Here is a 20,412-nt window from a genome sequence, read left to right as displayed (position 1 = left end):
AACTGCGGTGACAAAGACTGTGGCATTTGTCCAGAGGGCAAAGGGGAAAAATATCTCTCGGCGTGCATTGATCCCGGCCCGGTTTTGGACCATTTTGCCGACAATCAAATTTCAGTTCGGGGACATGTGATGAGCGACGCAGAGCGTGAGACGGGGCAGGTGCAGCACGGGGCGCACCCTGCCACGAAATACAAACGTGTGCTGTTGAAAATCTCGGGCGAGGCGCTGATGGGCGATCAGGGCTTTGGTCTGCACCCGCCGACGGTGGAACGGATCGCCCGTGAGGTGAAATCCGTGCACGACCTTGGTGTCGAGATTTGCATGGTGATCGGCGGCGGCAACATCTTCCGCGGGCTTCAGGGCTCGGCGCAGGGGATGGAGCGGACCACGGCTGACTACATGGGTATGCTCGCCACCGTGATGAACGCGCTCGGCATGCAGGCCGCTTTGGAGGCACTTGGCATCCACACGCGCGTGATTTCCGCGATCACCATGAATGAGGTGGCCGAGCCTTACATCCGCCGCCGGGCGGTGCGTCACCTTGAAAAAGGCCGGATCTGTATCTTTGCGGCGGGCACCGGTAACCCCTATTTCACCACCGACACGGCGGCCACGTTGCGCGCCAATGAGATGGCCTGTGAGGCGATCTTTATGGGCAAGAACGGCGTGGACGGGGTTTACGACAAAGACCCGAAAACCAACCCGGATGCGAAGCGCTACGACGAGGTCAGCTATGACGAGGTTCTGCGCAAGAACCTTAAGGTCATGGATGCCTCTGCGATCGCTCTGGCACGTGACAACGCCTTGCCGCTGATCGTTTTCCCGCTCGATGCGCCGGGCGGTTTCAAGTCGATCCTTGCGGGCGAAGGCACCTATACATTGGTGAAGTGATCCGGCTATAAGCAGCCGGAAATGCGCCCATTGAGGCATTAAGAGCTAAGAAGGGGAAAGACCCATGTCCGACGAATTCGAACTCGACACCGCCGATCTGTCCAAGCGTATGGACGGCTCGCTGAGCAACCTGCGCACGGAATTTGCTTCGCTGCGGACTGGCCGCGCTTCGGGCTCCATGCTTGAGCCGATCATGGTGGATGCTTACGGCTCGATGACACCGATCAATCAGGTTGGCACCGTCAACGTGCCGGAGCCGCGCATGGTGACGATCAACGTCTGGGATAAGGGACTGGTAAACAAAGTCGAAAAAGCGATCCGCGAGTCCGGCCTTGGCATCAACCCGCAGCTGAACGGCACGATCATCATGTTGCCGATCCCGGAGCTGAACGAAGAGCGTCGTCGCGAGCTGACGAAAGTGGCTGGCCAATATGCCGAACACGCCCGCGTTGCCGTGCGCAACGTGCGTCAGGACGGAATGCAGCAGATCAAGAAGAACAAGGACGGCATGTCTGACGACGACCAGAAATTCTGGGAATCCGAGGTGCAGGAGCTGACCGACAAACACATCAAAATGATCGACGAGCTTCTGGCGCATAAGCAAGAAGAGATCATGCAGGTCTAAGCAAAGGCCCCCGGGGGGGCTTACGGCCCTCTGAGCGGTCTGGCGTGACCGACCCTGTTTGAGTGATTTGAAAGGGTTGCAGACGGAAACAAGAGCGTGTTTCATGGTGCAACCTGTTACGAGAGGCCCAATGAGCGACATGAGTCCAGCCACACCCGATGAGGTCATTGCCGGCGGACCGACCCATGTCGCGATGATCATGGACGGTAACGGTCGCTGGGCGCAGTCGCGGGGCAAACCGCGACTGTTCGGCCATCATGCGGGCGCTAAGAGGGTCAAGGAGATTGTCCGGGCCTGTCCCGATCTGGGCGTGAAATACCTCACGATCTTTGCTTTTTCGACCGAGAATTGGAAACGGACCCAGACCGAGGTTTCCGGCCTCATGAGCCTGTTTCGCCGCTACATCCAGAATGAGATGCGCGACCTCGTGGCCGAAGGCGTTCGGGTGCGGTTCATCGGAGACCGGGTGCGGCTCGACAAAAAGCTGATCGCTTTGATGGATGATCTCGAAGAGGTCACACAAGAGAACACAAAGGTGCATCTCACCATCGCGATCAACTACGGCGGGCGCGATGAGGTCTCGCGCGCTGTCAAAGATTTGGCATGCGATGTGGCGCGCGGTGAATTGGACCCCGAGACCGTCGATGAGACAACACTGACGCGCTACCTCGACACCAAGGTGCTTCCGGATCCCGATCTGGTGATCCGCACGTCGGGCGAGGCGCGGATTTCCAACTTTCTTTTGTGGCAATCGGCCTATGCCGAATATGAATTCATCGACACGCTCTGGCCGGATTTCACCGCAGATGTCTTTGCCGCCTGCGTCTCCCGCTACGCCGGGCGTGACCGTCGGTTCGGCGGGGTGAAAACGTGACTTCCCAGACATCAAGAAACGGCAAATGGCGCGATTTGATGCCGCGACTTCTGTCGGCGGTTGTCATGGTGGCAGTTGGGTTGGGGGCTGTGTTGTCGTCGCATCTGGCCTTTACGGTTTTGGTTGTGGTGGTCGGCTGTGTAGGGCTGTGGGAGCTCTGGCGGATGCGTCAGGTGAAGCAAGCGGCAAGCGGTCTCAACACCGGCGACAGCCTCAACCTCGCGGGGTATCTCGCGGTTCTGGTGCTGGGGTGCCTTGGTCTCATCACGTTGTCTGCCGAAGGCGGGCGCGCGCTTTTGCTCTATATCATCGGCCTTGTCGTGGTGACGGACACGATGGGCTATCTCGTCGGCAAAACCTTGGGTGGCCCGAAATTCTGGGCGCGGATCAGCCCGAACAAGACATGGTCCGGCGTGCTTGGCGGCTGGATCGGGGCAGGGGTCTTGGCTTATTTCTGTCACCCCTTTATGCCTGAGGGCTTTGTGCGCCTGTGGTTCTTCGTGACCTCTTCGATGGTGCTGTCTTTCGCCTCGCAACTGGGCGATATGGCGGAAAGCGGGCTCAAACGCCGGATGGGCGTCAAGGACAGTTCCAGCATCATTCCCGGCCACGGTGGCGTGCTCGATCGGTTTGACGCGCTTTTGGCGCTTGGCGCGCTGGCCTATGTTCTTAATCTGATCTTCGGCTGAGGCAGGTATGCGACGCATTTCCATTTTCGGGTCGACGGGCTCCATCGGGCAATCGACCATCGATCTGATCCGACGTGACCGCGAGGCCTATGACGTGATCGCACTGACGGGCGGCGGCAATATCGACCTGCTTGCGAAAGACGCGATTGATCTCGGCGCGAAAGTGGCGGTTACCGCCTATGAAAACCGACTGGCGGACCTCAAGGCCGCGCTGTCCGGCACTGGCATTCAGGCGGCAGCGGGCGAACATGCGCTGATCGAGGCGGCGGATCGCGAGGCGGATTGGATCATGTCCGCCATCGTTGGCTCGGCCGGTCTTGCGCCGGGCCTTCATGCGCTGCGCCACGGCACCACGCTGGCGCTGGCGAACAAGGAAAGCCTCGTCACTGCCGGGCCGCTTTTGATGCGATCCGCTCAGAGCCACGGCGCACGGGTTTTGCCCGTCGACAGCGAACATTCCGCCGTCTTCCAAGGCCTCGTGGGCGAGGATCAATCAGAGGTCGAGCGTGTCATCATCACCGCTTCGGGCGGGCCGTTCCGCGACTGGTCTCTGGAGCAACTGGAAGGCGCGACGCTGGCGCAGGCCTGCAAGCATCCGTCTTGGGATATGGGCCAGCGGATCACAATCGACAGCGCCTCGATGTTCAACAAGGCGTTGGAAATCATTGAGACCAAGGAATATTTCGGGTTCACACCCGATCAGATCGAGGTGCTGGTCCACCCGGGTTCCTTCGTCCACGCCCTCGTGGGCTTTCGCGATGGGGCCTTAATGGCCCATCTCGGTGCGCCCGACATGCGTCACGCCATCGGCTATGCGCTGCACTGGCCGGAGCGGCGAGACTTGCCGGTGGAACGGTTGGATTTGGCCAAAGTCGGCCAGCTCTGTTTTGAAGCCCCTGACGAGACCCGTTTCCCGCCCTTGCGACTTGCGCGCGAGGTGATGGAGATGGGCGGTCTGGCCGGAGCGGTGTTCAATGCCGCGAAAGAGGCCGCGTTGGACCTTTTCATCGCCCAAAAGATCGGATTTCTCGACATGGCGCGCCTCACCGAAGAGGTGCTCAACCAGATGTCAGCGGATGTGAGCCAGCCCAAGACCAACATGAGCTTGGACACGGTGCTCGCAGCCGATAAAGAGGCGCGGGCGCGTGTTCTTGCGTTGCAACCGAGCTCAAATCAATAAGGAAGACCCCGAATGGATGTGACCAGCCTTCTCAGCAGTCTTGGTGGCACCGCTTTCACGCTGGTGTTTTTCATTGTCGCCCTGTCGATCATCGTCACTGTGCATGAATATGGCCATTACATCGTTGGGCGCTGGTCGGGCATCCGGGCGGATGTTTTCTCTTTGGGCTTCGGCAAACCTCTGTGGCAGCGGACCGACAAACGAGGCACGGTCTGGCAGATTGCGGCGCTGCCTTTCGGGGGCTACGTGAAATTCGCAGGTGACGCCAACGCGGCGTCGGCGCCCGATGCCCATGCGGTCGAGGGCATGAGCCCGGAAGAGGCCCGCCACACCATGCCGGGCGCGCCTTTGTGGGCGCGGACCGCGACGGTGGCCGCCGGTCCGATCTTCAATTTCGTGTTTTCTTTCATCGTTTTCACCATCTTTGTCTTGATCGCGGGCAAGGCTGCGGAAACCTTGGTGGTCGATGAGATCGCGCCTGTGCCTTATGAAATCGGCCTGATGCCTGGCGACGAGATCAAAGCGATCGCGGGCCAAGAGGTGCCGGAACCAGGCGCACTTTTGGGCTTTTTGCAAGAACTGCCGCGTGAAGGGGCCGTCTCCTACACCGTGGATCGCGACGGGCAGAACCTGACCGTCACCGGTCCCTATCCCTATCCGGTGATCGTCGCGGGCGTGTCCCCGAAATCGGCCGCGCGGGATGCAGGGATCAAAACCGGTGACGTGATCACTCAGATCGACGGCACGCCGATTGAGACCTTTTGGGGGCTGCAGGAGTATGTCACCAGCCATGATGGTGCGCCGATGACGCTGACCGTCTGGCGCCCGAACGGCGACACCTCCGCGGAGGGTGGCGAGACCTTTGAGACCACACTTGAGCCGCGCCGCCGCGACCTTCCAGCCGAGGGCGGCGGCTTTGAGACGCGCTGGTTGATCGGGATCACCGGCGGGTTGTTGTTCTCTGTGGGGACCGAACCCGTTGGGCTTGGCGAAGCGCTGTTGGCTGGCATTCAGGGCGTGTGGCAGATCATCACCATGTCGCTGTCCGGCATGGCGCATATGATCACCGGCGCGATTTCGGCCTGTAACCTTTCTGGCCCCGTTGGGATTGCGGAGGTGGTGTCGACCTCTGCCTCAGATGGGGTGTCGAGTTTCCTGTCCACCGTGGCGCTTCTGTCCACCGCGATTGGCCTTATGAACCTTTTCCCGATTCCGGTTCTGGATGGCGGACATCTGGTGTTCTACGCCTATGAAGCCGTGCGCGGCAAACCACTGCCGGATCGGGCGGTGAATGTCATGATGACCATCGGTCTTGCGGTAATCTTGGGCTTTATGGTGCTGGGGCTGGGATCGGATCTGTTCTGTAAATAATCCATCGCATTTTGCGGTGATTGTTTCTCACTAAGATGCAGTTTTTCGAGGGGTTTGGTGCCTTTGTCCAAATCTCGCCACAATCTCTCGGTATTTCCTGACACAGAATTACAGGTCCTGATGGGGCCTTTCGAAGATGTCTATGTGAGGAGAGCCTCGAGATGACCGCAATCCGTGCTGGATACCAAAGCCTGTCCCAACTGGCTGATCTCAACTGGGATCGTCTGCTCTATGCGGCGACCATCATTGTCGCGCTGGTGGCTGGATCCTTTTTCGGACAGCTTTTCCTGTAAGAGACAGTCGTCACCTTTTCCTGCCGCGCGCGCCTTTTGACCGGTGAACTTGACCCCAAAAAGCGCAGAGGGCGGAAAACCGCTAAAATCGTCTCACACGCTACAAGTAGGGCTTTCGCTTTCGGCGAAGGCCCTTATGCTGTGTCTAAAGGCTGTTTTTATGTCGGATCGCTTTTGACAAGAGGCGGTATTGTCGTTACTCAGCTTAAAAGTTGTGGGGAATATCGAGAAAGCTGTCATGTTGCCAATGAAACATCGTTCGATCCGCGTGAAATCACGTCTTGTAGCACGTGCCTTTGCGCTGTCTTTTGCGGCTTTCGCAGTCACATCCGTCTCTTACACCGCGTTTCCGACGCCAGCCGAGGCACAGTCCTTCACCTTCAGCAATGTGGTGGTTGAGGGCGCTCAGCGGATCTCGGCGGGCAATATCCTGTCCTACGCGGGAATCAGCCGTGGTCAAACTGTCTCCGGCGGTGAGTTGAACGACGCTTATCAAAAGGTCTTGGCCACCGGGTTGTTTGAGACGGTCGAATTTACTCCACGTGGCAACACGCTGGTGATCAAGGTTTCCGAATTCCCGGTCGTGTCGCGCATTTCGATTGAAGGCAACCGCAAGGTCAGCGATGACGCGCTGATGCCAGCGCTGACGACGAAGGTGCGTCAGGTGTACTCGCCCTCTGATGCTGAGGCTGACGCTGCCACGCTGACCGAGATTTACGAGAGCAAAGGCCAGCTCGTCGCGACCGTGACGCCGAAAATCATTCGCCGATCCAACAACCGTGTGGATGTCGTGTTTGAAGTGACCGAAGGCAAAGGCGTCGAGATCGAGCGTTTGAGCTTTGTTGGCAACCGTCAATATTCCGACTCGCGTCTGCGTCGGGTGCTTGAGACCAAACAGGCGGGGGCGTTGCGTTTCATCATCGGGCGCGACACCTACACTGAGGATCGCATCCAATTCGACAAACGCGTTCTGACGGATTTCTACACGTCTCGCGGTTATATCGATTTTCAGGTGCTGAACGTCGCTGCCGAGTTTTCGCGCGAGCGCAACGCTTACTTCCTGACCTTCAACGTGCGTGAAGGCCAGAAATATGAATTCGGCAACATCACCGTCTCCTCCGAGATGGCGGGTGTCGACGCCGCAGAGTTTGCGAAGGTCAATAAAATCCGCGCGGGGCAGACTTATTCGCCGCTGGCCGTGGACAACATGATCGACCGGCTTGAAACACTGGCTTTGAAAAAAGGCATCGACTTTTTGCGGGCCGAGCCGCGCGTGACGCGTAACGAGCGCACCCAGACGCTTGACGTGGAATTTGTGCTGGAGCGCGGGCCGCGGGTCTTTGTCGAGCGCATCGACATCGAAGGCAACGCCACGACGCTTGACCGAGTGGTGCGTCAGAAATTCAAAACCGTCGAGGGCGACCCGTTCAACCCGCGCGAAATCCGCGCTGCGGCTGACCGCATTCGCGCGCTCGGCTTCTTCTCGAACGCTGATGTGAACACGCGTCAGGGCTCTGCAGAAGACCAGATGATCGTTGATGTGAACGTCACGGAGAAACCGACGGGCTCGTTCTCTTTCGGTGGTAACTATTCCGTCTCGGAAGGCATCAACCTGATTGCCTCCTTCAGCGAGTCCAATTTCTTGGGCCGTGGCCAGCGTTTGTCGTTCAGCCTGACGACGGACGTTGAAGACGGCAGCCTGTCTTTCAACTTCGTAGAGCCGGCTTTCCTTGGCCGCGATGTCGCCTTCGGCCTGAGCGCCGGTCTTGGGGCCTCACAACCGTCCTATGCGGAACATGGGCTGCGTCGCGCCTATATTTCGCCGCGCCTGACTTTCCCCGTGTCCGAAAACGGAGCGCTGACGATCAACTATCGTGGCGAACTTGCGGAAATCGTCGAGGATAGCGATTATATCGACGGGGGCTATACCTACCCGGTGCAAGTCCAGAACGACATCGACGACGGGCGCTTTGCGACCCACTCGCTGGGCTATTCCTACAGCTACGACACGCGTCGCAGTGGATTGAACCCGAATGCGGGCATGCTGTTCAAGTTCGGTCAAGATTTCGCCGGGCTGATTGGCGGGGACAACGAGTATATCAAGACCTCCGCCGAAGTGACCGGTGAGATGAAAGTCTGGAACGAAGAGGTCACGCTGCGTGCCACCGTCGAAGGTGGGATGATTGAGGCCGATGGCGACAGCCGCATCTCGGACCGCTACTTTAACACCACCTCGATTATGCGTGGCTTTGAGCCTGGTGGGATCGGGCCGCGTTCCACCAACAATGATGTAGCGCTCGGCGGCAATATGTACGCTGTCGCGCGTCTCGAAGCGAACTTCCCGCTGGGTCTGCCCGAGGAATACGGCCTCTCCGGTGGTGTCTTCTTTGACTATGGCTCGGTTTGGGGGCTCGATGATGCGACGGATATTATCGCAGGTTCCGACGATCCGAACTGGCGCTCCGTGATCGGGGCTTCCCTCTTCTGGACGACGCCACTCGGACCGCTGCGTTTTAACTTCACCAAAGCGCTCGACAAGGAAGACTACGACAAGGAACAGAGCTTCGATCTGACCATTTCGTCGAGCTTCTAAGATGTCGCTTTTGCGTCCAATTTGTATGGCAGGCCTGTTCTCACTCTGTGCGACAGGCCTGTTTGCTCAGGAAGGGACTGCGCCAACTGCCGGGTCGGTAACCGCAGCGCAGAGTGAACAACGCGGCGCGGGCGGACGGCTGGTGTTTCCCGTGTTGGTGTTTGATCGTGCCCGTGTTCTGGATCAGAGCGAGATCGGTGCCGCGCTTGAGGCACAGGTCGCTGACGCTCGCGCGGCGCTTTTGGCGGAGAACGAAAAAATCTACGCCGATCTAGAAACCGAAGAGCAAGAGATTTCCGACGCGAAACCCACGATGGATACGGCTACGTTTCAGGCCCGCGCGCAGGCCTTTGACGAAAAAGTGACGGCTGTTCGGCAAAGTCAGGATGAGAAAGCTCTCGAAATTCAGAAGCTATACGATGACGGTCTGGCTGAGATCGAACAGCAGATGAACACGGTGCTGGCCGAGATCGCCCGCGATCTCGGCGCGGTTGTGGTGTTTGAGCGGAACCAAGTCTATCTGATGAATGGTGCCATCGACATCTCGCGGATTGCGATTGAAAAGCTAGATGAACAGTCGTCAGAGGCCGCAGCCTCCGACCAGACGCGCGAACCCGAAGAGGGCGCGACAGCGGTGCCTCCGGCGCAAGAGTGACGGGAGTGGCAGCCATTGCGATGCTTGTCAGCTCGGGCGGCGGTTGATAGGAAGGTGGCCAGAAATTTTGCGCCCCGATCGTCACGCGGGGGCACTGGATCGCATGGGTCATACACCCCAGCGGCCCACAACAAAGAAGACCATAAAGGCCCAGGGACAAGATATGACCGAGACCACCAAACCCACCATCGCCGACATCGATCTGATCCAGCGCATTCTGCCGCATCGCTATCCATTCCTCTTGGTGGACCGCGTGGTGGACATCGTCTGCCCCGAAAGCTGCACCGGGATTAAGAATGTGACCTTCAATGAGCCGCATTTTCAGGGTCACTTCCCCGGGGAGCCGGTGATGCCCGGCGTGACCATCGTCGAAGCGATGGCGCAGACGGCGGCTGTGATGGTCGGCGTCCACATGGACTTGGCGGACAAGGAATTCAACGTCTATTTCATGAACATCGACGGTGTGAAATTCCGCCGCAAAGTGGTGCCGGGCGACCAGCTCAAAATGCATGTCACGGTGAAGCGCGGCGGCGGCAAGGTCTGGAAATTTGATGGCCGTGCCGAGGTTGATGGCGAACTGGCCTGTCAGGCCGAATTCACCGCGATGATGGATTTGACGCCGAAATCCTGAGACTTGTTTCCTGAGGAACACCCTATGAGCACGCCCGCAAGCATGATCGACCCGAGCGCTAAAATTCACCCCTCTGCGGTGATCGAAGAGGGCGCCGTGATTGGCGCGGGCTGCGAGATCGGTCCGTTCTGCCTTGTCGGTCCGAAAGTGCGGCTGCGCGATCGCGTGACGCTCAAATCGCATGTCGTCGTCACTGGCGACACGGAGATTGGAGAGGACACCATGGTGTTCCAATTCGCCTCCATCGGGGAGATTCCGCAGGATCTCAAGTTCAAGGGCGAAGAGACCAAGCTGATCATCGGCAAGCGCAACCGCATTCGCGAGTACGTTACCATGAACACCGGTACCGAAGGTGGCGGCGGGGTGACGCGCGTGGGCGATGACGGCCTCTTTATGTCGTCCTGCCACGTGGCGCATGATGCGCAGATCGGCGACCGCGTGATTTTGGTTAACTCCGTGGCGGTCGCGGGCCATTGTCACATCGAAGACGACGTGATCATCGGCGGGCTGTCGGGCATCCACCAATGGGTGCGGATCGGGCAGGGCGCTATCGTGGGCGCTTTGTCCATGGTCACGAATGATGTGCTGCCGCATGCGCTGGTGCAGGGACCGCGCGCCGAGCTTGATGGTCTCAACCTTGTGGGTCTCAAACGCAAGGGCGTGGCGCGCGACGACATCAACCAACTGCGCGCTGCCTTCCAGATGCTGAAACAGGGTGAAGGTGCCTTCAAAGATCGCGCCGAGCGCCTCAAAGACGATTTCAACAGCGATTATGTCGCCCGCATGGTCGATTTCGTTATGGGCGACAGCGACCGCGGCTTCCTGACGCCGAAATAGCGCCATGACCCGGACCGCGATCATCGCCGGATCGGGCGCGCTGCCCCGGCTTTTGGCGGAGGCGCTGCCTGATCCTTTCTATGTCACCTTTGACGACACGCCGGTGCCTTCGGGGCTAAAGCATATCTCCGCACGGATTGAGAAGCTCGGGCGGCTGTTCAAAGAACTCAAATCCCACGACGTGGGCGCGGTCACTTTTGCAGGCGCGATGAGCCGCCCGAAAGTGAACCCCGTGCTGATGGACCGCCATGCGCTGCGCCTCGCGATGGCCTTGAAAAAGGGGGATGACGGGTTGCTTCGTGAGGTCCTGTCCCTCTTCGAGGATCAGGGCTTTCTCATTCGCGGGGCCACCGAAATCCGCCCCGATCTGGTGCTGGCGCCCGGCACGCTTTGGGGCCGAAAGCCGACGCGCGAAGATTTGGACGATGCCGCGCGTGCGCAAGCTGTGCTGGATGCTTTGGGGCCGCTGGATGTGGGCCAAGGCGCGGTTTGTGCGGGCGGTCAGGTTCTGGGCATTGAAACACTTCAGGGCACGGATGCGATGCTGTCCTTCGTGGCGGACACACCCGAACGTCTGCGCCGTGCCAAGGGTGTCTTCGTGAAAGCCCCTAAACCCGGACAAGACATGCGCATCGACGTGCCGACCATCGGCATGGCCACTGTAGAGGCGGTGATCACCGCGGGGCTTGGCGGTCTGGTGATCCCGGCCGGCGAGGTGATCGTGCTGGATCGCAAGAGCATCGAGGCGCGCATCAAGGAGGCAGGTTTGTTCCTGAAAGCGCAATGAGCCTCAAGGTCTTTGTTATCGCGGGCGAACCTTCTGGTGACCGTCTGGGCGGGGCGGCGATGGCTGGGCTCAAAGCCCTGACGGCTGTCGAGTTTCGCGGCGTCGGCGGCACTGCCATGGCGGAGCAGGGGCTTACCTCGCAATTCCCGATGTCCGAACTGTCGCTCATGGGCATCGCGGAAATCCTGCCGAAATATTTCCACCTCAAACGCCGCATTCGCGAAGTGGCGGAAGCCATTCTCGACTGGCGGCCCGATGTGGTTTTGACCATCGATAGTCCGGATTTCTGTCTGCGCGTGGCGGATATTGTCAAAGCGCAGAGTGACATCCGTATTTGCCACTATGTCGCGCCGACGGTCTGGGCCTGGCGCCCCGAACGTGCGGCCAAGCTCGCAAAGCGGGTGGATCAGGTGCTGGCGTTGTTTCCGTTTGAGCCGCCTTACTTTGAAAAAGAGGGCCTCAGATGCGATTTCGTCGGCCATCCGGTGGTGACCGAAGATGTTGCCTCCGACGCAGAAGTCGCAGCATTTCGCGCGGCGCATGACATTGGCGATGCTCCCCTGATGCTGGTCCTGCCGGGCTCGCGCCGGGGCGAGGTGACGCGTCTGGCACCGATCTTTGGTGAGACGCTTGGGCATTTCGCAGAGCATCACCCGGAGGCGCGTTACGTCTTGCCCATGGCGCAGAATGTCGAGCCTCTGGTGCGCGAGGTGACACGCGATTGGCCGGTCTCGCCGATCCTGATTGAAGCGACTGACAAAGCGGGCAAAGCCGCCGCCTTCCGCGCTGCCGATGTGGCGCTGGCGGCTTCGGGAACTGTCTCTCTGGAACTCGCGGCGAACGACACGCCGATGGTGGTGGCGTATCGGATGGCTTGGCTCACTGAACAGATCGTCAAACGCAAGCTGTTGATCGACACGGTGACTTTGGTGAACCTTGTGTCAGAAACCCGCGTCGTGCCGGAATTTCTGGCCGCCGAATGTGTCCCGCAGAAGATCGCGGCCAGTCTGGCCCATGTTTTGAACACCGGCGCCGAACAACACGCAGCCCTTGCTCTGACGATGGAGCGTCTGGGTCGTGGTGAGGAGCCGCCGGGTCTGCGGGCCGCAAAGGCTGTCTTGGATGGGATTGCGAAGGCGTGAGTATTTTCACTGCGATGAAGACAGCGGTTCTCTGCGCTGTGTTGGGGATGCCCCTTTTTGCAGAAGATGTTGCGGGCGATGCCGAGCAAGGATCCGAAATTTACGCCAAGCGCTGCGCCCACTGTCATGGGGTTTCGATCGACATGGTGCTCGCCCCAGAGGACGCACCGCGTTTGGCTGCGTTTCTGAGCAGTCATAAAACCCGCTTCGATCAAAACAGAAGCGATCAGGACAATGCCGATCTCGCGGCCTATCTCGTCAGCTTGTCACCGCTTCAACGCAACTGAGCTTCGAGCTCCTTGGTGCGGGCGCGGGTTAAATCGACCTTGCAGGAGAGGATCGCGATCCCGGTGCCAGAGCCGCCGCCAAAGCCCGCGCCAACATAATCGCATTGTGCGTCGCGGTAGGCTTCCCAGGCCACTTGTGAGGCTTCCAAAGCGGGCAGGGCGACCTCGCGTCCTGTGATCTCGTCCAGTTCCTGCGCTGATGTGCGGGCAAAGCCCAGTATGATGTCCATCGCTTGCAGGGCCTTCTTTTCGGTGTCTGCAACGCAATTCCCGATCTCGACCTGCGAGCCGAGATCAATCGCACATTCCGAGGAGGCATCGGCGACAGCCGACACCGGAAAAAGTGCCAAAAGCGCGAGCGGGGCAAGGCGTTTCATGTCAGTGTCCTCTCCAGATCCACCCGCCGCCATAGATGCGCGGGCTCTCCGGATCGTAGAACACACAGGCCTGTCCTGGCGAGACCCCTTCTTCAGCGACCACCAATTCGACCTCGGCTTCGGTCTCAGAGATCGGGCGAATGATGGCTTCGCGCGGCGGGCGGGTGGAGCGGACTTTGACGTCCAGCACCCATTCGTCGCGGGAGGTAAAGGGTTCGTCCCCCAGCCAATTGATTTCACGCACCGGGATTTTGCGGGTCGCAAGCATGTCTTTCGGGCCGACGACCACTTGGCGGTTGTCGACGTCAAGTTTGACCACATAGAGCGGATCGGCGAGGCCACCGATGCCAAGCCCACGCCGCTGGCCGATGGTGTAATGAATGACGCCTTTGTGGGTCCCCAAAACATTGCCATTGTGATCGACGATCTCGCCCGGTTCTGCTGCGCCGGGGCGCAGTTTCTCGATCACCTGAGCGTAATTGCCGTTTGGCACGAAACAGATGTCTTGGCTGTCGGGCTTGTCCGCCACCGAGAGACCGTATTTGGCGGCCAGCGCGCGGGTGGCGTCTTTTGACGGCAAGTGTCCCAGCGGGAAGCGCAGGTAGGATAGCTGCTCCGGCGTGGTGGAGAACAGGAAATAGCTCTGGTCGCGGTTCGCATCGGCGGCCGAATGCAGCTCGGGGCCGTCTTCGCCCATCACGCGCTGAATATAATGCCCGGTCGCCATGCAATCGGCGTCGAGATCTTTTGCGGTGTTGAGCAGGTCCTTGAACTTTACCCGTTCGTTGCAGCGGATACAGGGCACAGGTGTGGCGCCTGCCAGATAGCTGTCGGCGAATTCATCAATGACGGCGTCCTGAAAGATGTTCTCATAGTCGAGCACATAATGCGGGAAGCCCATTTCCTCGGCCACGCGCCGCGCGTCGTGGATGTCACGCCCGGCACAACACGCGCCTTTTTTGGCCAAGGCCGCGCCGTGGTCGTAAAGCTGAAGCGTCACCCCGACCACATCATAGCCTTCTTCGGCCAGCATGGCCGCGACGACGGAGGAGTCGACGCCGCCTGACATGGCCACGACCACGCGGGTGTCTTTCGGGGCTTTCGCAAAGCCCAGGGAGTTCAGCGGGTGTGCGCCGTCGTCAAACATGAACAAATCCTTTCGGGAACAGACCCGCTATATAAGAAAATTCGAGTTATTCTCAAGGGCTGGCTTCACCCCCCATTAAGGGGATTGCGGCACAAAGGCTGTGCATTTCAAGACGAGGGTGAGCCTATGTATCTCAAAAAAGTCGATGGCCCGCGTGCCGTTACGCTTCCGGACGGATCGATGATGACCCGCGCCGACCTCCCGCCGAAGGAAACCCGCCGCTGGGTGGCCTCTCGCAAAGCGTTGGTGGTCAAGGGGGTGGTCTTTGGACTGATTCCCCTGACGGACGCTCTGAAAATGTACGGTTTGTCCGAGGAAGAGTTCAATTCCTGGAAGAATGCCATCTCCGAGCATGGCGAAGCGGCGCTCAAAGCGACTGCGGTGCAGAAATATAGACAACCTTGAGTTGAAAGTTCAAAAAGGTTAAAACCGGTAACGTGTAGTTAACCATTTTTGACCATCTTCCTAATGAGCGAACGCAACAAGAACACATTTGGAAGAAGCAACGGAGACCCAGGGTAATGCGAATTTTGCTGGTCGAAGACGATCCCACCACCTCGAAAAGCATCGAGTTGATGCTGTCTCACGCCAACCTGAACGTCTACACGACGGACCTTGGCGAAGAGGGGATCGATCTCGCGAAACTATATGATTACGATTTGATCCTTTTGGACCTCGGTCTGCCGGATATGAACGGCCATGATGTGCTTCGCCAATTGCGACTGGCCCGCGTCGACACGCCGATCCTGATCCTTTCGGGCGCCGATGACACCGAAAACAAGATCAAAGGCTTCGGCTTTGGCGCCGATGACTATCTGACGAAACCCTTCCACCGCGAAGAGCTTGTGGCACGCATCCACGCCATCATTCGCCGCTCCAAAGGGCACTCCCAATCCATCATCCGGACCGGCAAGATCGAGGTCAATCTCGATGCCAAAACCGTCTCCGTTGGGGGCAAGCCCGTGCATCTGACCGGTAAGGAATACCAGATGTTGGAGCTTCTGTCACTTCGCAAGGGGACAACCCTGACCAAAGAAATGTTCCTCAATCACCTCTATGGCGGCATGGATGAGCCGGAACTGAAGATCATCGATGTATTCATCTGCAAGCTGCGTAAGAAGCTCGCCAATGCGACTGATGGTGAGAATTACATCGAAACCGTTTGGGGCCGTGGCTATGTGCTGCGTGACCCGGAGCCAGGCAACGGTCATGGTGACGAACAGATGGCGATCGGTGCCTGACCAAGGCAAATGAATTCCCTGTGCCTGGCGACCTTTGCGCCGCCGGTCTTTAACCCGTCGAGGAATTTTCTCCTCACACTTTTCCTACCCGTGGATATCTGAACTGGACCTCCCCGTGCGCCTCTCCTAAACCTTGGGACAGGCATCCGCGGGGAGGTATTTTTATGGCTGACGCTCTGGACAACGCAACATACGAGGCGATTGACGTCGACGCGCTGACAGAAGATCAGGCGCGCGCGGAGCTTGCCCGGCTTGCGGAGCTTTTGGACGGGGCCAACACCGCCTATCATACCGAAGACGCTCCGGTGATGTCGGATGCGGAATATGACGCGCTCAAGCGCCGGAACATGGCGATCGAAGAACGTTTTCCCGCGATGAAGCGCGGCGACAGCCCGACAGATCAGGTGGGGGCCGCTCCCGCGGAGGGGTTTGGCAAGATCACGCACGCCGTGCGGATGATGTCACTTGCGAACGCCTTCGATGATGAAGATGTCCGCGAATTTGACCGGTCCGTGCGCAAATATTTGGGTGCGCCCGGTGAGATCGCATATACGGCCGAACCGAAAATTGACGGTTTGTCCCTGTCTTTACGCTATGAGCTGGGCAAACTGGTCTCCGCCGCCACCCGGGGCGATGGTCAGATCGGCGAAAACGTCACCGCCAATGCCCGCACCATAGACGACATTCCGCAAGAGATCATCGGTGCACCGGATATTCTCGAAGTGCGTGGCGAGGTGTATATGTCCCACGCCGATTTCGAGGCTTTGAATGCGCGCCATGCCGAGCGCGGAGGCAAGACCTTTGCCAATCCGCGCAACGCCGCCGCCGGGTCTTTGCGACAACTCGACTCTGAGATCACCCGCGCGCGGCCGCTCAAATTCTTTGCCTATGCCTGGGGTGAGATTTCCGAGCCGTTGTCGGACACACAAATGGGCGCGATCCAGCGTCTCGCAGCGCTTGGATTCCAAATCAACCCGCTGGCCGAGCGTTTCAGCGAAATCGACGATCTCCTTGCGCATTATCGCAAGATCGAGAGTCAACGCGCCACGCTCGGCTATGACATTGACGGCGTGGTCTACAAGGTCGACAATCTTGAATTGCAACGCCGACTGGGCTTTCGCTCGACCACGCCGCGTTGGGCCATCGCCCATAAATTCCCCGCCGAATTGGCTTGGACCCGCTTGGAGGCCATCGACATTCAGGTCGGTCGCACCGGGGCCTTGTCGCCGGTTGCACGGCTGACGCCCGTGACCGTTGGTGGCGTCGTGGTTTCCAACGCCACGTTACACAATGAAGATTACATCAAAGGCCTCGACTCGCGTGGCGAAGAAATCCGGGGCGGGAAAGACATCCGTGTCGGTGACTGGGTGCAGGTCTACCGCGCGGGCGATGTGATCCCGAAAGTGGCCGATGTCGACCTCAGTAAGCGTGCGGCTGACAGCACTCCCTATGTCTTTCCAACCACCTGTCCCGAATGCGGCTCCGAGGCGATCCGCGAAGAGGGTGATGCGGTCCGCCGCTGTTCCGGCGGTCTGATTTGTCCGGCGCAGGCGGTCGAAAAACTCAAGCATCTCGTCTCGCGCGGTGCCTTCGATATTGAAGGTCTGGGTGCCAAACAGGTGGAGCAGTTTTACAAAGATGGATGGATTAAAGAGCCCGCCGACATATTTGATCTCAAAGAAAACTTCGGACCCGGAAAACTACAGCAGCTCAAAAATCGCGAAGGCTGGGGCGAGAAATCTGCGCTCAACCTTTTTGACGCTATCGATGCGCGACGTGACATACCGCTCGCCAAGCTGATCTTTGGCCTCGGCATCCGTCATGTCGGCGACAGCTCTGCGAACCTTTTGGCCTCGCATTACGGCACATGGGCGGCGTTCGAGGCCGCCATGACCTCGATGACCATCGGCGCAGGTGAAGCGTGGGAAGATCTTTTGTCCATCGACGGCGTGGGCGAGGTCATGGCGACCTCCCTGGTCACTGCGTTTCATCAGGACGCCGAACGCGAAAGCATCGCGAAACTCGTCGAGAGACTGCGTCCAATCGAGGCCGAAAAGCCCAAAAACGACAGCCCCGTGAGCGGCAAAACCGTCGTCTTCACCGGCACGCTGGAAAAAATGACCCGATCTGAGGCCAAAGCCCGCGCCGAGGCGCTTGGCGCAAAGGTTTCCGGCTCGGTGTCCGCCAAAACCGATATCGTTGTGGCGGGCCCGGGCGCCGGATCAAAAGAGAAGAAAGCGCGCGAGTTGGGCATCGCGCTTTTGGACGAAGACGGCTGGCTCGCCTTGATCGGAGACGCATGATCCGATGAGCACGGGACGCCCGGATATCCTCTTTCCGCTCTTTGCTGGGCTTGAAACTCTCGCAGGGATCGGCCCGAAGACGGCGAAGTTGTTGCCTGCGCTCGCAGTGGAGCGCCCGCGCGATCTCTTGTTCACCTTGCCCAATGCTGTGGTTGATCGTCGGCGGCGCGACAGCTTGCGCGAGGTCTCACTCGGCATGATCGCCACGGTCGAGGTCACCGTACTGCGCCACCAACCGCCCGCGCGCAAAGGTCTGCCATATCGTGTGATTGTCGAAGATCGCGAGATCGCCTTTCAGGTCGTGTTCTTTCGCGGTGCGCCGAAATGGATCGAGGGGCAATTGCCAGTGGGCGAGCGGCGATTGCTGTCCGGCAAGGTCGAGATGTATGATGGCCAATACCAGATGCCGCACCCGGATTATGTTCTGACTCTCGAAGAGGCTGACGATCTGCCGGGCTTTGAGCCGGTCTATCCCTTGACGGCGGGGGTGACGCAGAAAACCATGGCCAAGGCGAGTGCGGCGGCGCTTGCCTTGGTGCCTGATCTTGAGGAATGGATCGATCCGGCTCTGAAGGCGCGCGAGGGCTGGCCAGATTTTTCGGCGGCACTGCAGCAGGCGCATCGTCCGCTGTCGCAAAACGAGATTGCGCCGACCAGTGCGGCACGGCAACGGTTGGCATATGACGAATTGTTCGCGCATCAGGTGACACTTGCGCTGGCCCGCGCCCGGGTGCGGCGGGGTAAGGGGCGTATAAATGAGGGTGACGGTGCGCTGCGGCGTAAAGTCTTGCAAAACCTGCCATATCGTCCGACGGGAGCGCAGGCGCGCGCGATGGATGAGATCGCCACGGATATGGCAGCGCCGCAGCGGATGAACCGGCTTTTGATGGGCGATGTCGGCTCCGGCAAGACCTTGGTCGCTTTGTTTGCGCTTTTGGTGGCTGTCGAAACGGGCGGGCAGGGTGTCATGATGGCACCTACGGAAATCCTTGCGCGTCAACATCTTGAGGGGCTCAAACCTCTGGCGGAGGCCGCCGGCGTGGTGTTGGAGCTTTTGACCGGGCGCGACAAGGGCCGTGCGCGGGCGGAGAAATTGGCGGCACTGAAGCGCGGCGATATTCATATCCTTGTCGGCACCCATGCGGTGTTTCAGGACGATGTGGAATTTCACGATCTGCGCCTGTCGATCATTGATGAACAGCACCGTTTCGGCGTGACGCAACGCTTGGCGCTTGCGCAAAAGGGCGAGGCGGTGGATGTTTTGGTGATGACCGCGACGCCAATCCCGCGGTCGCTGTCGCTGGCGCATTATGGCGATATGGATGTCTCCATTCTGGACGAAAAGCCGCCCGGGCGCACACCTGTAAAGACGGCGCTGAGCTCCATCGAGAGGATGGATGAGGTCGTTGCCCATCTCAAAGGCGCGATTGCGCAGGGGCGGCAGGCCTATTGGGTCTGTCCATTGGTTGAAGAAAGCGAAGTGGTTGACATGATGGCCGCTGAAGAGCGGTTCAAGACACTGCGCGCCGCCTTTGGAGAAAACAAGGTCGGCCTCGTGCATGGTCAAATGGCCGCCGAGGACAAGGACAGGACCATGGCGGATTTCGCCGCCGGGCGGCTGTCGGTTTTGGTCGCCACGACGGTGATCGAGGTGGGGGTCAATGTGCCGAATGCCTCAATCATGGTGATCGAACGGGCGGAACATTTTGGCCTCGCGCAGTTGCATCAGCTTCGAGGTCGGGTCGGGCGCGGTGATGTCGCTTCGACCTGTTTGCTCCTCTACAAGCCTCCTTTGACCGAGACTGGGCGACGGCGGTTGGAAATATTGCGCGAGACCGAGGACGGGTTTCGCATTGCCGAGGAAGATTTGGCGATGCGTGGGGCGGGAGATGTGCTCGGCACCGCGCAATCCGGCCTGCCGCGGTTTCGTGTTGCCGATCTGGAGCGCCAATCCGCGCTTATGGCACTGGCGCAATCGGATGCGCGCAAACTGCTGCATGATGACCCAACATTGAAAACGGAACGTGGCGCGCATGTGCGTGTTCTTCTGTGGCTCATGGGTAAAGATGGGGCAATTCGTTTGATTTCAGTGGGTTAAATGCCGATCTGGCCGATGTTCTCACTTTTGTTCGCAAATGTTCTCAAAAAGTTCTTTACAGGCCGTGCGCTATATGAGAACAAATTAGCAACAAGTCATTAACCATACTGGTGAGGATGCTATGATCAAAGACCTGAAATCTGTTGTTGCCCGCTCCCAAGCGACGCTGTTCGAAGATATGTTGGGTGCCGTTGCTCTTTTGGTCATCCTCGTCGGCGGGCTATCGCTGCCCGCGCTGGTGTGAAGCGCCGTTTCGGCTTCTGACTTTTCTCTTTCTGCCTACGATCTGATCCCGACACACTTTGCTTTCCATAAGCTTTCTTCTGACGCTTTACCTGTTCCTGTCAGATATGGCGCCTCAACCGCCATGCCCCGCTTGTAACATCAGATC

General features: G+C 59.0%; 21 protein-coding genes. 19 read left to right on the top strand and 2 right to left on the bottom strand.

Annotated features, from left to right (window positions below; genetic code table 11):
* The first annotated feature begins 129 nt into the window (after positions 1-129).
* The 14 genes from pyrH to J5Y17_RS05880 all read left to right on the top strand — a co-directional run bounded on the left by pyrH (position 130) and on the right by J5Y17_RS05880 (position 12,855).
* On the top strand, positions 130-891 hold the full coding sequence (gene pyrH / locus J5Y17_RS05940; protein ID WP_255571901.1) for a UMP kinase: 762 nt from the start codon (positions 130-132) through the stop codon (positions 889-891).
* A gap of 64 nt (positions 892-955) precedes the next feature.
* A complete protein-coding gene (frr, locus tag J5Y17_RS05935; RefSeq protein ID WP_219784313.1) occupies positions 956-1,516 on the top strand; it encodes a ribosome recycling factor in 561 nt (186 codons plus the stop codon).
* A 130-nt stretch (positions 1,517-1,646) separates the two neighbouring features.
* A complete protein-coding gene (locus tag J5Y17_RS05930) occupies positions 1,647-2,390 on the top strand; it encodes an isoprenyl transferase (RefSeq protein ID WP_219784312.1) in 744 nt (247 codons plus the stop codon).
* A gap of 38 nt (positions 2,391-2,428) precedes the next feature.
* Positions 2,429-3,079 (top strand): phosphatidate cytidylyltransferase, encoded by a 651-nt coding sequence (locus J5Y17_RS05925; RefSeq protein WP_219784311.1) that lies wholly within the window; start codon positions 2,429-2,431, stop codon positions 3,077-3,079.
* Between the two features lie 7 nt (positions 3,080-3,086).
* Positions 3,087-4,259: a 1-deoxy-D-xylulose-5-phosphate reductoisomerase gene (dxr, locus tag J5Y17_RS05920; protein WP_219784310.1), complete on the top strand. Its 1,173-nt coding sequence runs from the start codon at positions 3,087-3,089 to the stop codon at positions 4,257-4,259.
* A gap of 12 nt (positions 4,260-4,271) precedes the next feature.
* The gene (gene rseP, locus J5Y17_RS05915; RefSeq protein WP_219784309.1) at positions 4,272-5,630 is read left to right on the top strand and encodes an RIP metalloprotease RseP; all 1,359 of its coding nucleotides are present in this window, start codon (positions 4,272-4,274) and stop codon (positions 5,628-5,630) included.
* 161 nt (positions 5,631-5,791) lie between these two features.
* The gene (locus J5Y17_RS19175; protein ID WP_255571900.1) at positions 5,792-5,923 is read left to right on the top strand and encodes a hypothetical protein; all 132 of its coding nucleotides are present in this window, start codon (positions 5,792-5,794) and stop codon (positions 5,921-5,923) included.
* Between the two features lie 238 nt (positions 5,924-6,161).
* Positions 6,162-8,516 carry an outer membrane protein assembly factor BamA gene (bamA, locus tag J5Y17_RS05910; protein ID WP_219784308.1) on the top strand — a complete coding sequence of 785 codons (2,355 nt, stop codon included), beginning with the start codon at positions 6,162-6,164 and terminating at the stop codon, positions 8,514-8,516.
* A gap of 1 nt (position 8,517) precedes the next feature.
* Positions 8,518-9,171 carry an OmpH family outer membrane protein gene (locus tag J5Y17_RS05905; protein ID WP_219784307.1) on the top strand — a complete coding sequence of 218 codons (654 nt, stop codon included), beginning with the start codon at positions 8,518-8,520 and terminating at the stop codon, positions 9,169-9,171.
* Positions 9,172-9,334: 163 nt separating this feature from the next.
* On the top strand, positions 9,335-9,802 hold the full coding sequence (gene fabZ / locus J5Y17_RS05900) for a 3-hydroxyacyl-ACP dehydratase FabZ (RefSeq protein WP_219784306.1): 468 nt from the start codon (positions 9,335-9,337) through the stop codon (positions 9,800-9,802).
* 24 nt (positions 9,803-9,826) lie between these two features.
* Entirely contained in the window at positions 9,827-10,639 is an 813-nt protein-coding gene (lpxA, locus tag J5Y17_RS05895; RefSeq protein ID WP_255571899.1) for an acyl-ACP--UDP-N-acetylglucosamine O-acyltransferase, read from the top strand.
* A 4-nt stretch (positions 10,640-10,643) separates the two neighbouring features.
* The gene (locus J5Y17_RS05890; protein WP_219784305.1) at positions 10,644-11,426 is read left to right on the top strand and encodes an LpxI family protein; all 783 of its coding nucleotides are present in this window, start codon (positions 10,644-10,646) and stop codon (positions 11,424-11,426) included.
* Positions 11,423-12,568, top strand: coding sequence for a lipid-A-disaccharide synthase (lpxB, locus tag J5Y17_RS05885; RefSeq protein WP_219784304.1), 1,146 nt, complete (start codon positions 11,423-11,425; stop codon positions 12,566-12,568). The genes J5Y17_RS05890 and lpxB overlap by 4 nt, the downstream gene beginning before the upstream one ends.
* Positions 12,565-12,855: a c-type cytochrome gene (locus J5Y17_RS05880; RefSeq protein ID WP_219784303.1), complete on the top strand. Its 291-nt coding sequence runs from the start codon at positions 12,565-12,567 to the stop codon at positions 12,853-12,855. Before lpxB ends, J5Y17_RS05880 begins: the two co-directional genes overlap by 4 nt.
* On the opposite strand, the gene J5Y17_RS05875 is transcribed toward J5Y17_RS05880, so the two are convergent.
* Both J5Y17_RS05875 and mnmA read right to left on the bottom strand, forming a co-directional pair.
* Positions 12,843-13,232 (bottom strand): lysozyme inhibitor LprI family protein, encoded by a 390-nt coding sequence (locus J5Y17_RS05875; RefSeq protein ID WP_219784302.1) that lies wholly within the window; start codon positions 13,230-13,232, stop codon positions 12,843-12,845. The genes J5Y17_RS05880 and J5Y17_RS05875 overlap by 13 nt on opposite strands.
* A 1-nt stretch (position 13,233) precedes the next feature.
* Entirely contained in the window at positions 13,234-14,379 is a 1,146-nt protein-coding gene (gene mnmA, locus J5Y17_RS05870) for a tRNA 2-thiouridine(34) synthase MnmA (protein ID WP_219784301.1), read from the bottom strand.
* A gap of 126 nt (positions 14,380-14,505) precedes the next feature.
* On the opposite strand from mnmA, the gene J5Y17_RS05865 reads away from it, so the two are divergent.
* The 5 genes from J5Y17_RS05865 to J5Y17_RS19170 all read left to right on the top strand — a co-directional run bounded on the left by J5Y17_RS05865 (position 14,506) and on the right by J5Y17_RS19170 (position 20,265).
* Complete coding sequence (locus J5Y17_RS05865) at positions 14,506-14,784, top strand: DUF1153 domain-containing protein (RefSeq protein ID WP_219784300.1); 279 nt, start codon at positions 14,506-14,508, stop codon at positions 14,782-14,784.
* A gap of 116 nt (positions 14,785-14,900) precedes the next feature.
* Positions 14,901-15,620: a response regulator transcription factor CtrA gene (ctrA, locus tag J5Y17_RS05860; protein ID WP_219784299.1), complete on the top strand. Its 720-nt coding sequence runs from the start codon at positions 14,901-14,903 to the stop codon at positions 15,618-15,620.
* A gap of 164 nt (positions 15,621-15,784) precedes the next feature.
* Positions 15,785-17,923, top strand: a complete 2,139-nt coding sequence (gene ligA, locus J5Y17_RS05855) for an NAD-dependent DNA ligase LigA (protein ID WP_219784298.1) — start codon at positions 15,785-15,787, stop codon at positions 17,921-17,923.
* A gap of 4 nt (positions 17,924-17,927) precedes the next feature.
* On the top strand, positions 17,928-20,021 hold the full coding sequence (gene recG, locus J5Y17_RS05850) for an ATP-dependent DNA helicase RecG (protein ID WP_219784297.1): 2,094 nt from the start codon (positions 17,928-17,930) through the stop codon (positions 20,019-20,021).
* 121 nt (positions 20,022-20,142) lie between these two features.
* On the top strand, positions 20,143-20,265 hold the full coding sequence (locus tag J5Y17_RS19170) for a hypothetical protein (protein WP_255571898.1): 123 nt from the start codon (positions 20,143-20,145) through the stop codon (positions 20,263-20,265).
* Positions 20,266-20,412 lie beyond the last annotated feature (147 nt).

This window comes from Celeribacter sp. PS-C1 (genome assembly GCF_019429625.1).
Lineage (GTDB): Bacteria > Pseudomonadota > Alphaproteobacteria > Rhodobacterales > Rhodobacteraceae > Celeribacter.
Note: the sequence above shows the minus strand (reverse complement) of the source record. Positions and strands in the feature narration are given on the sequence as shown.

Excerpts from the sequence above, each read along its gene's own strand:
- pyrH (WP_255571901.1), top strand. The coding sequence starts at position 130 with ATGAGCGACGCAGAGCGTGAGACGGGGCAGGTGCAGCACGGGGCGCAC.
- frr (WP_219784313.1), top strand. The coding sequence starts at position 956 with ATGTCCGACGAATTCGAACTCGACACCGCCGATCTGTCCAAGCGTATG.
- J5Y17_RS05930 (WP_219784312.1), top strand. The coding sequence starts at position 1,647 with ATGAGCGACATGAGTCCAGCCACACCCGATGAGGTCATTGCCGGCGGA.
- J5Y17_RS05925 (WP_219784311.1), top strand. The coding sequence starts at position 2,429 with ATGCCGCGACTTCTGTCGGCGGTTGTCATGGTGGCAGTTGGGTTGGGG.
- dxr (WP_219784310.1), top strand. The coding sequence starts at position 3,087 with ATGCGACGCATTTCCATTTTCGGGTCGACGGGCTCCATCGGGCAATCG.
- rseP (WP_219784309.1), top strand. The coding sequence starts at position 4,272 with ATGGATGTGACCAGCCTTCTCAGCAGTCTTGGTGGCACCGCTTTCACG.
- J5Y17_RS19175 (WP_255571900.1), top strand. The coding sequence starts at position 5,792 with ATGACCGCAATCCGTGCTGGATACCAAAGCCTGTCCCAACTGGCTGAT.
- bamA (WP_219784308.1), top strand. The coding sequence starts at position 6,162 with ATGTTGCCAATGAAACATCGTTCGATCCGCGTGAAATCACGTCTTGTA.
- J5Y17_RS05905 (WP_219784307.1), top strand. The coding sequence starts at position 8,518 with ATGTCGCTTTTGCGTCCAATTTGTATGGCAGGCCTGTTCTCACTCTGT.
- fabZ (WP_219784306.1), top strand. The coding sequence starts at position 9,335 with ATGACCGAGACCACCAAACCCACCATCGCCGACATCGATCTGATCCAG.
- lpxA (WP_255571899.1), top strand. The coding sequence starts at position 9,827 with ATGAGCACGCCCGCAAGCATGATCGACCCGAGCGCTAAAATTCACCCC.
- J5Y17_RS05890 (WP_219784305.1), top strand. The coding sequence starts at position 10,644 with ATGACCCGGACCGCGATCATCGCCGGATCGGGCGCGCTGCCCCGGCTT.
- lpxB (WP_219784304.1), top strand. The coding sequence starts at position 11,423 with ATGAGCCTCAAGGTCTTTGTTATCGCGGGCGAACCTTCTGGTGACCGT.
- J5Y17_RS05875 (WP_219784302.1), bottom strand. The coding sequence starts at position 13,232 with ATGAAACGCCTTGCCCCGCTCGCGCTTTTGGCACTTTTTCCGGTGTCG.
- mnmA (WP_219784301.1), bottom strand. The coding sequence starts at position 14,379 with ATGTTTGACGACGGCGCACACCCGCTGAACTCCCTGGGCTTTGCGAAA.
- J5Y17_RS05865 (WP_219784300.1), top strand. The coding sequence starts at position 14,506 with ATGTATCTCAAAAAAGTCGATGGCCCGCGTGCCGTTACGCTTCCGGAC.
- ctrA (WP_219784299.1), top strand. The coding sequence starts at position 14,901 with ATGCGAATTTTGCTGGTCGAAGACGATCCCACCACCTCGAAAAGCATC.
- ligA (WP_219784298.1), top strand. The coding sequence starts at position 15,785 with ATGGCTGACGCTCTGGACAACGCAACATACGAGGCGATTGACGTCGAC.
- recG (WP_219784297.1), top strand. The coding sequence starts at position 17,928 with ATGAGCACGGGACGCCCGGATATCCTCTTTCCGCTCTTTGCTGGGCTT.
- J5Y17_RS19170 (WP_255571898.1), top strand. The coding sequence starts at position 20,143 with ATGATCAAAGACCTGAAATCTGTTGTTGCCCGCTCCCAAGCGACGCTG.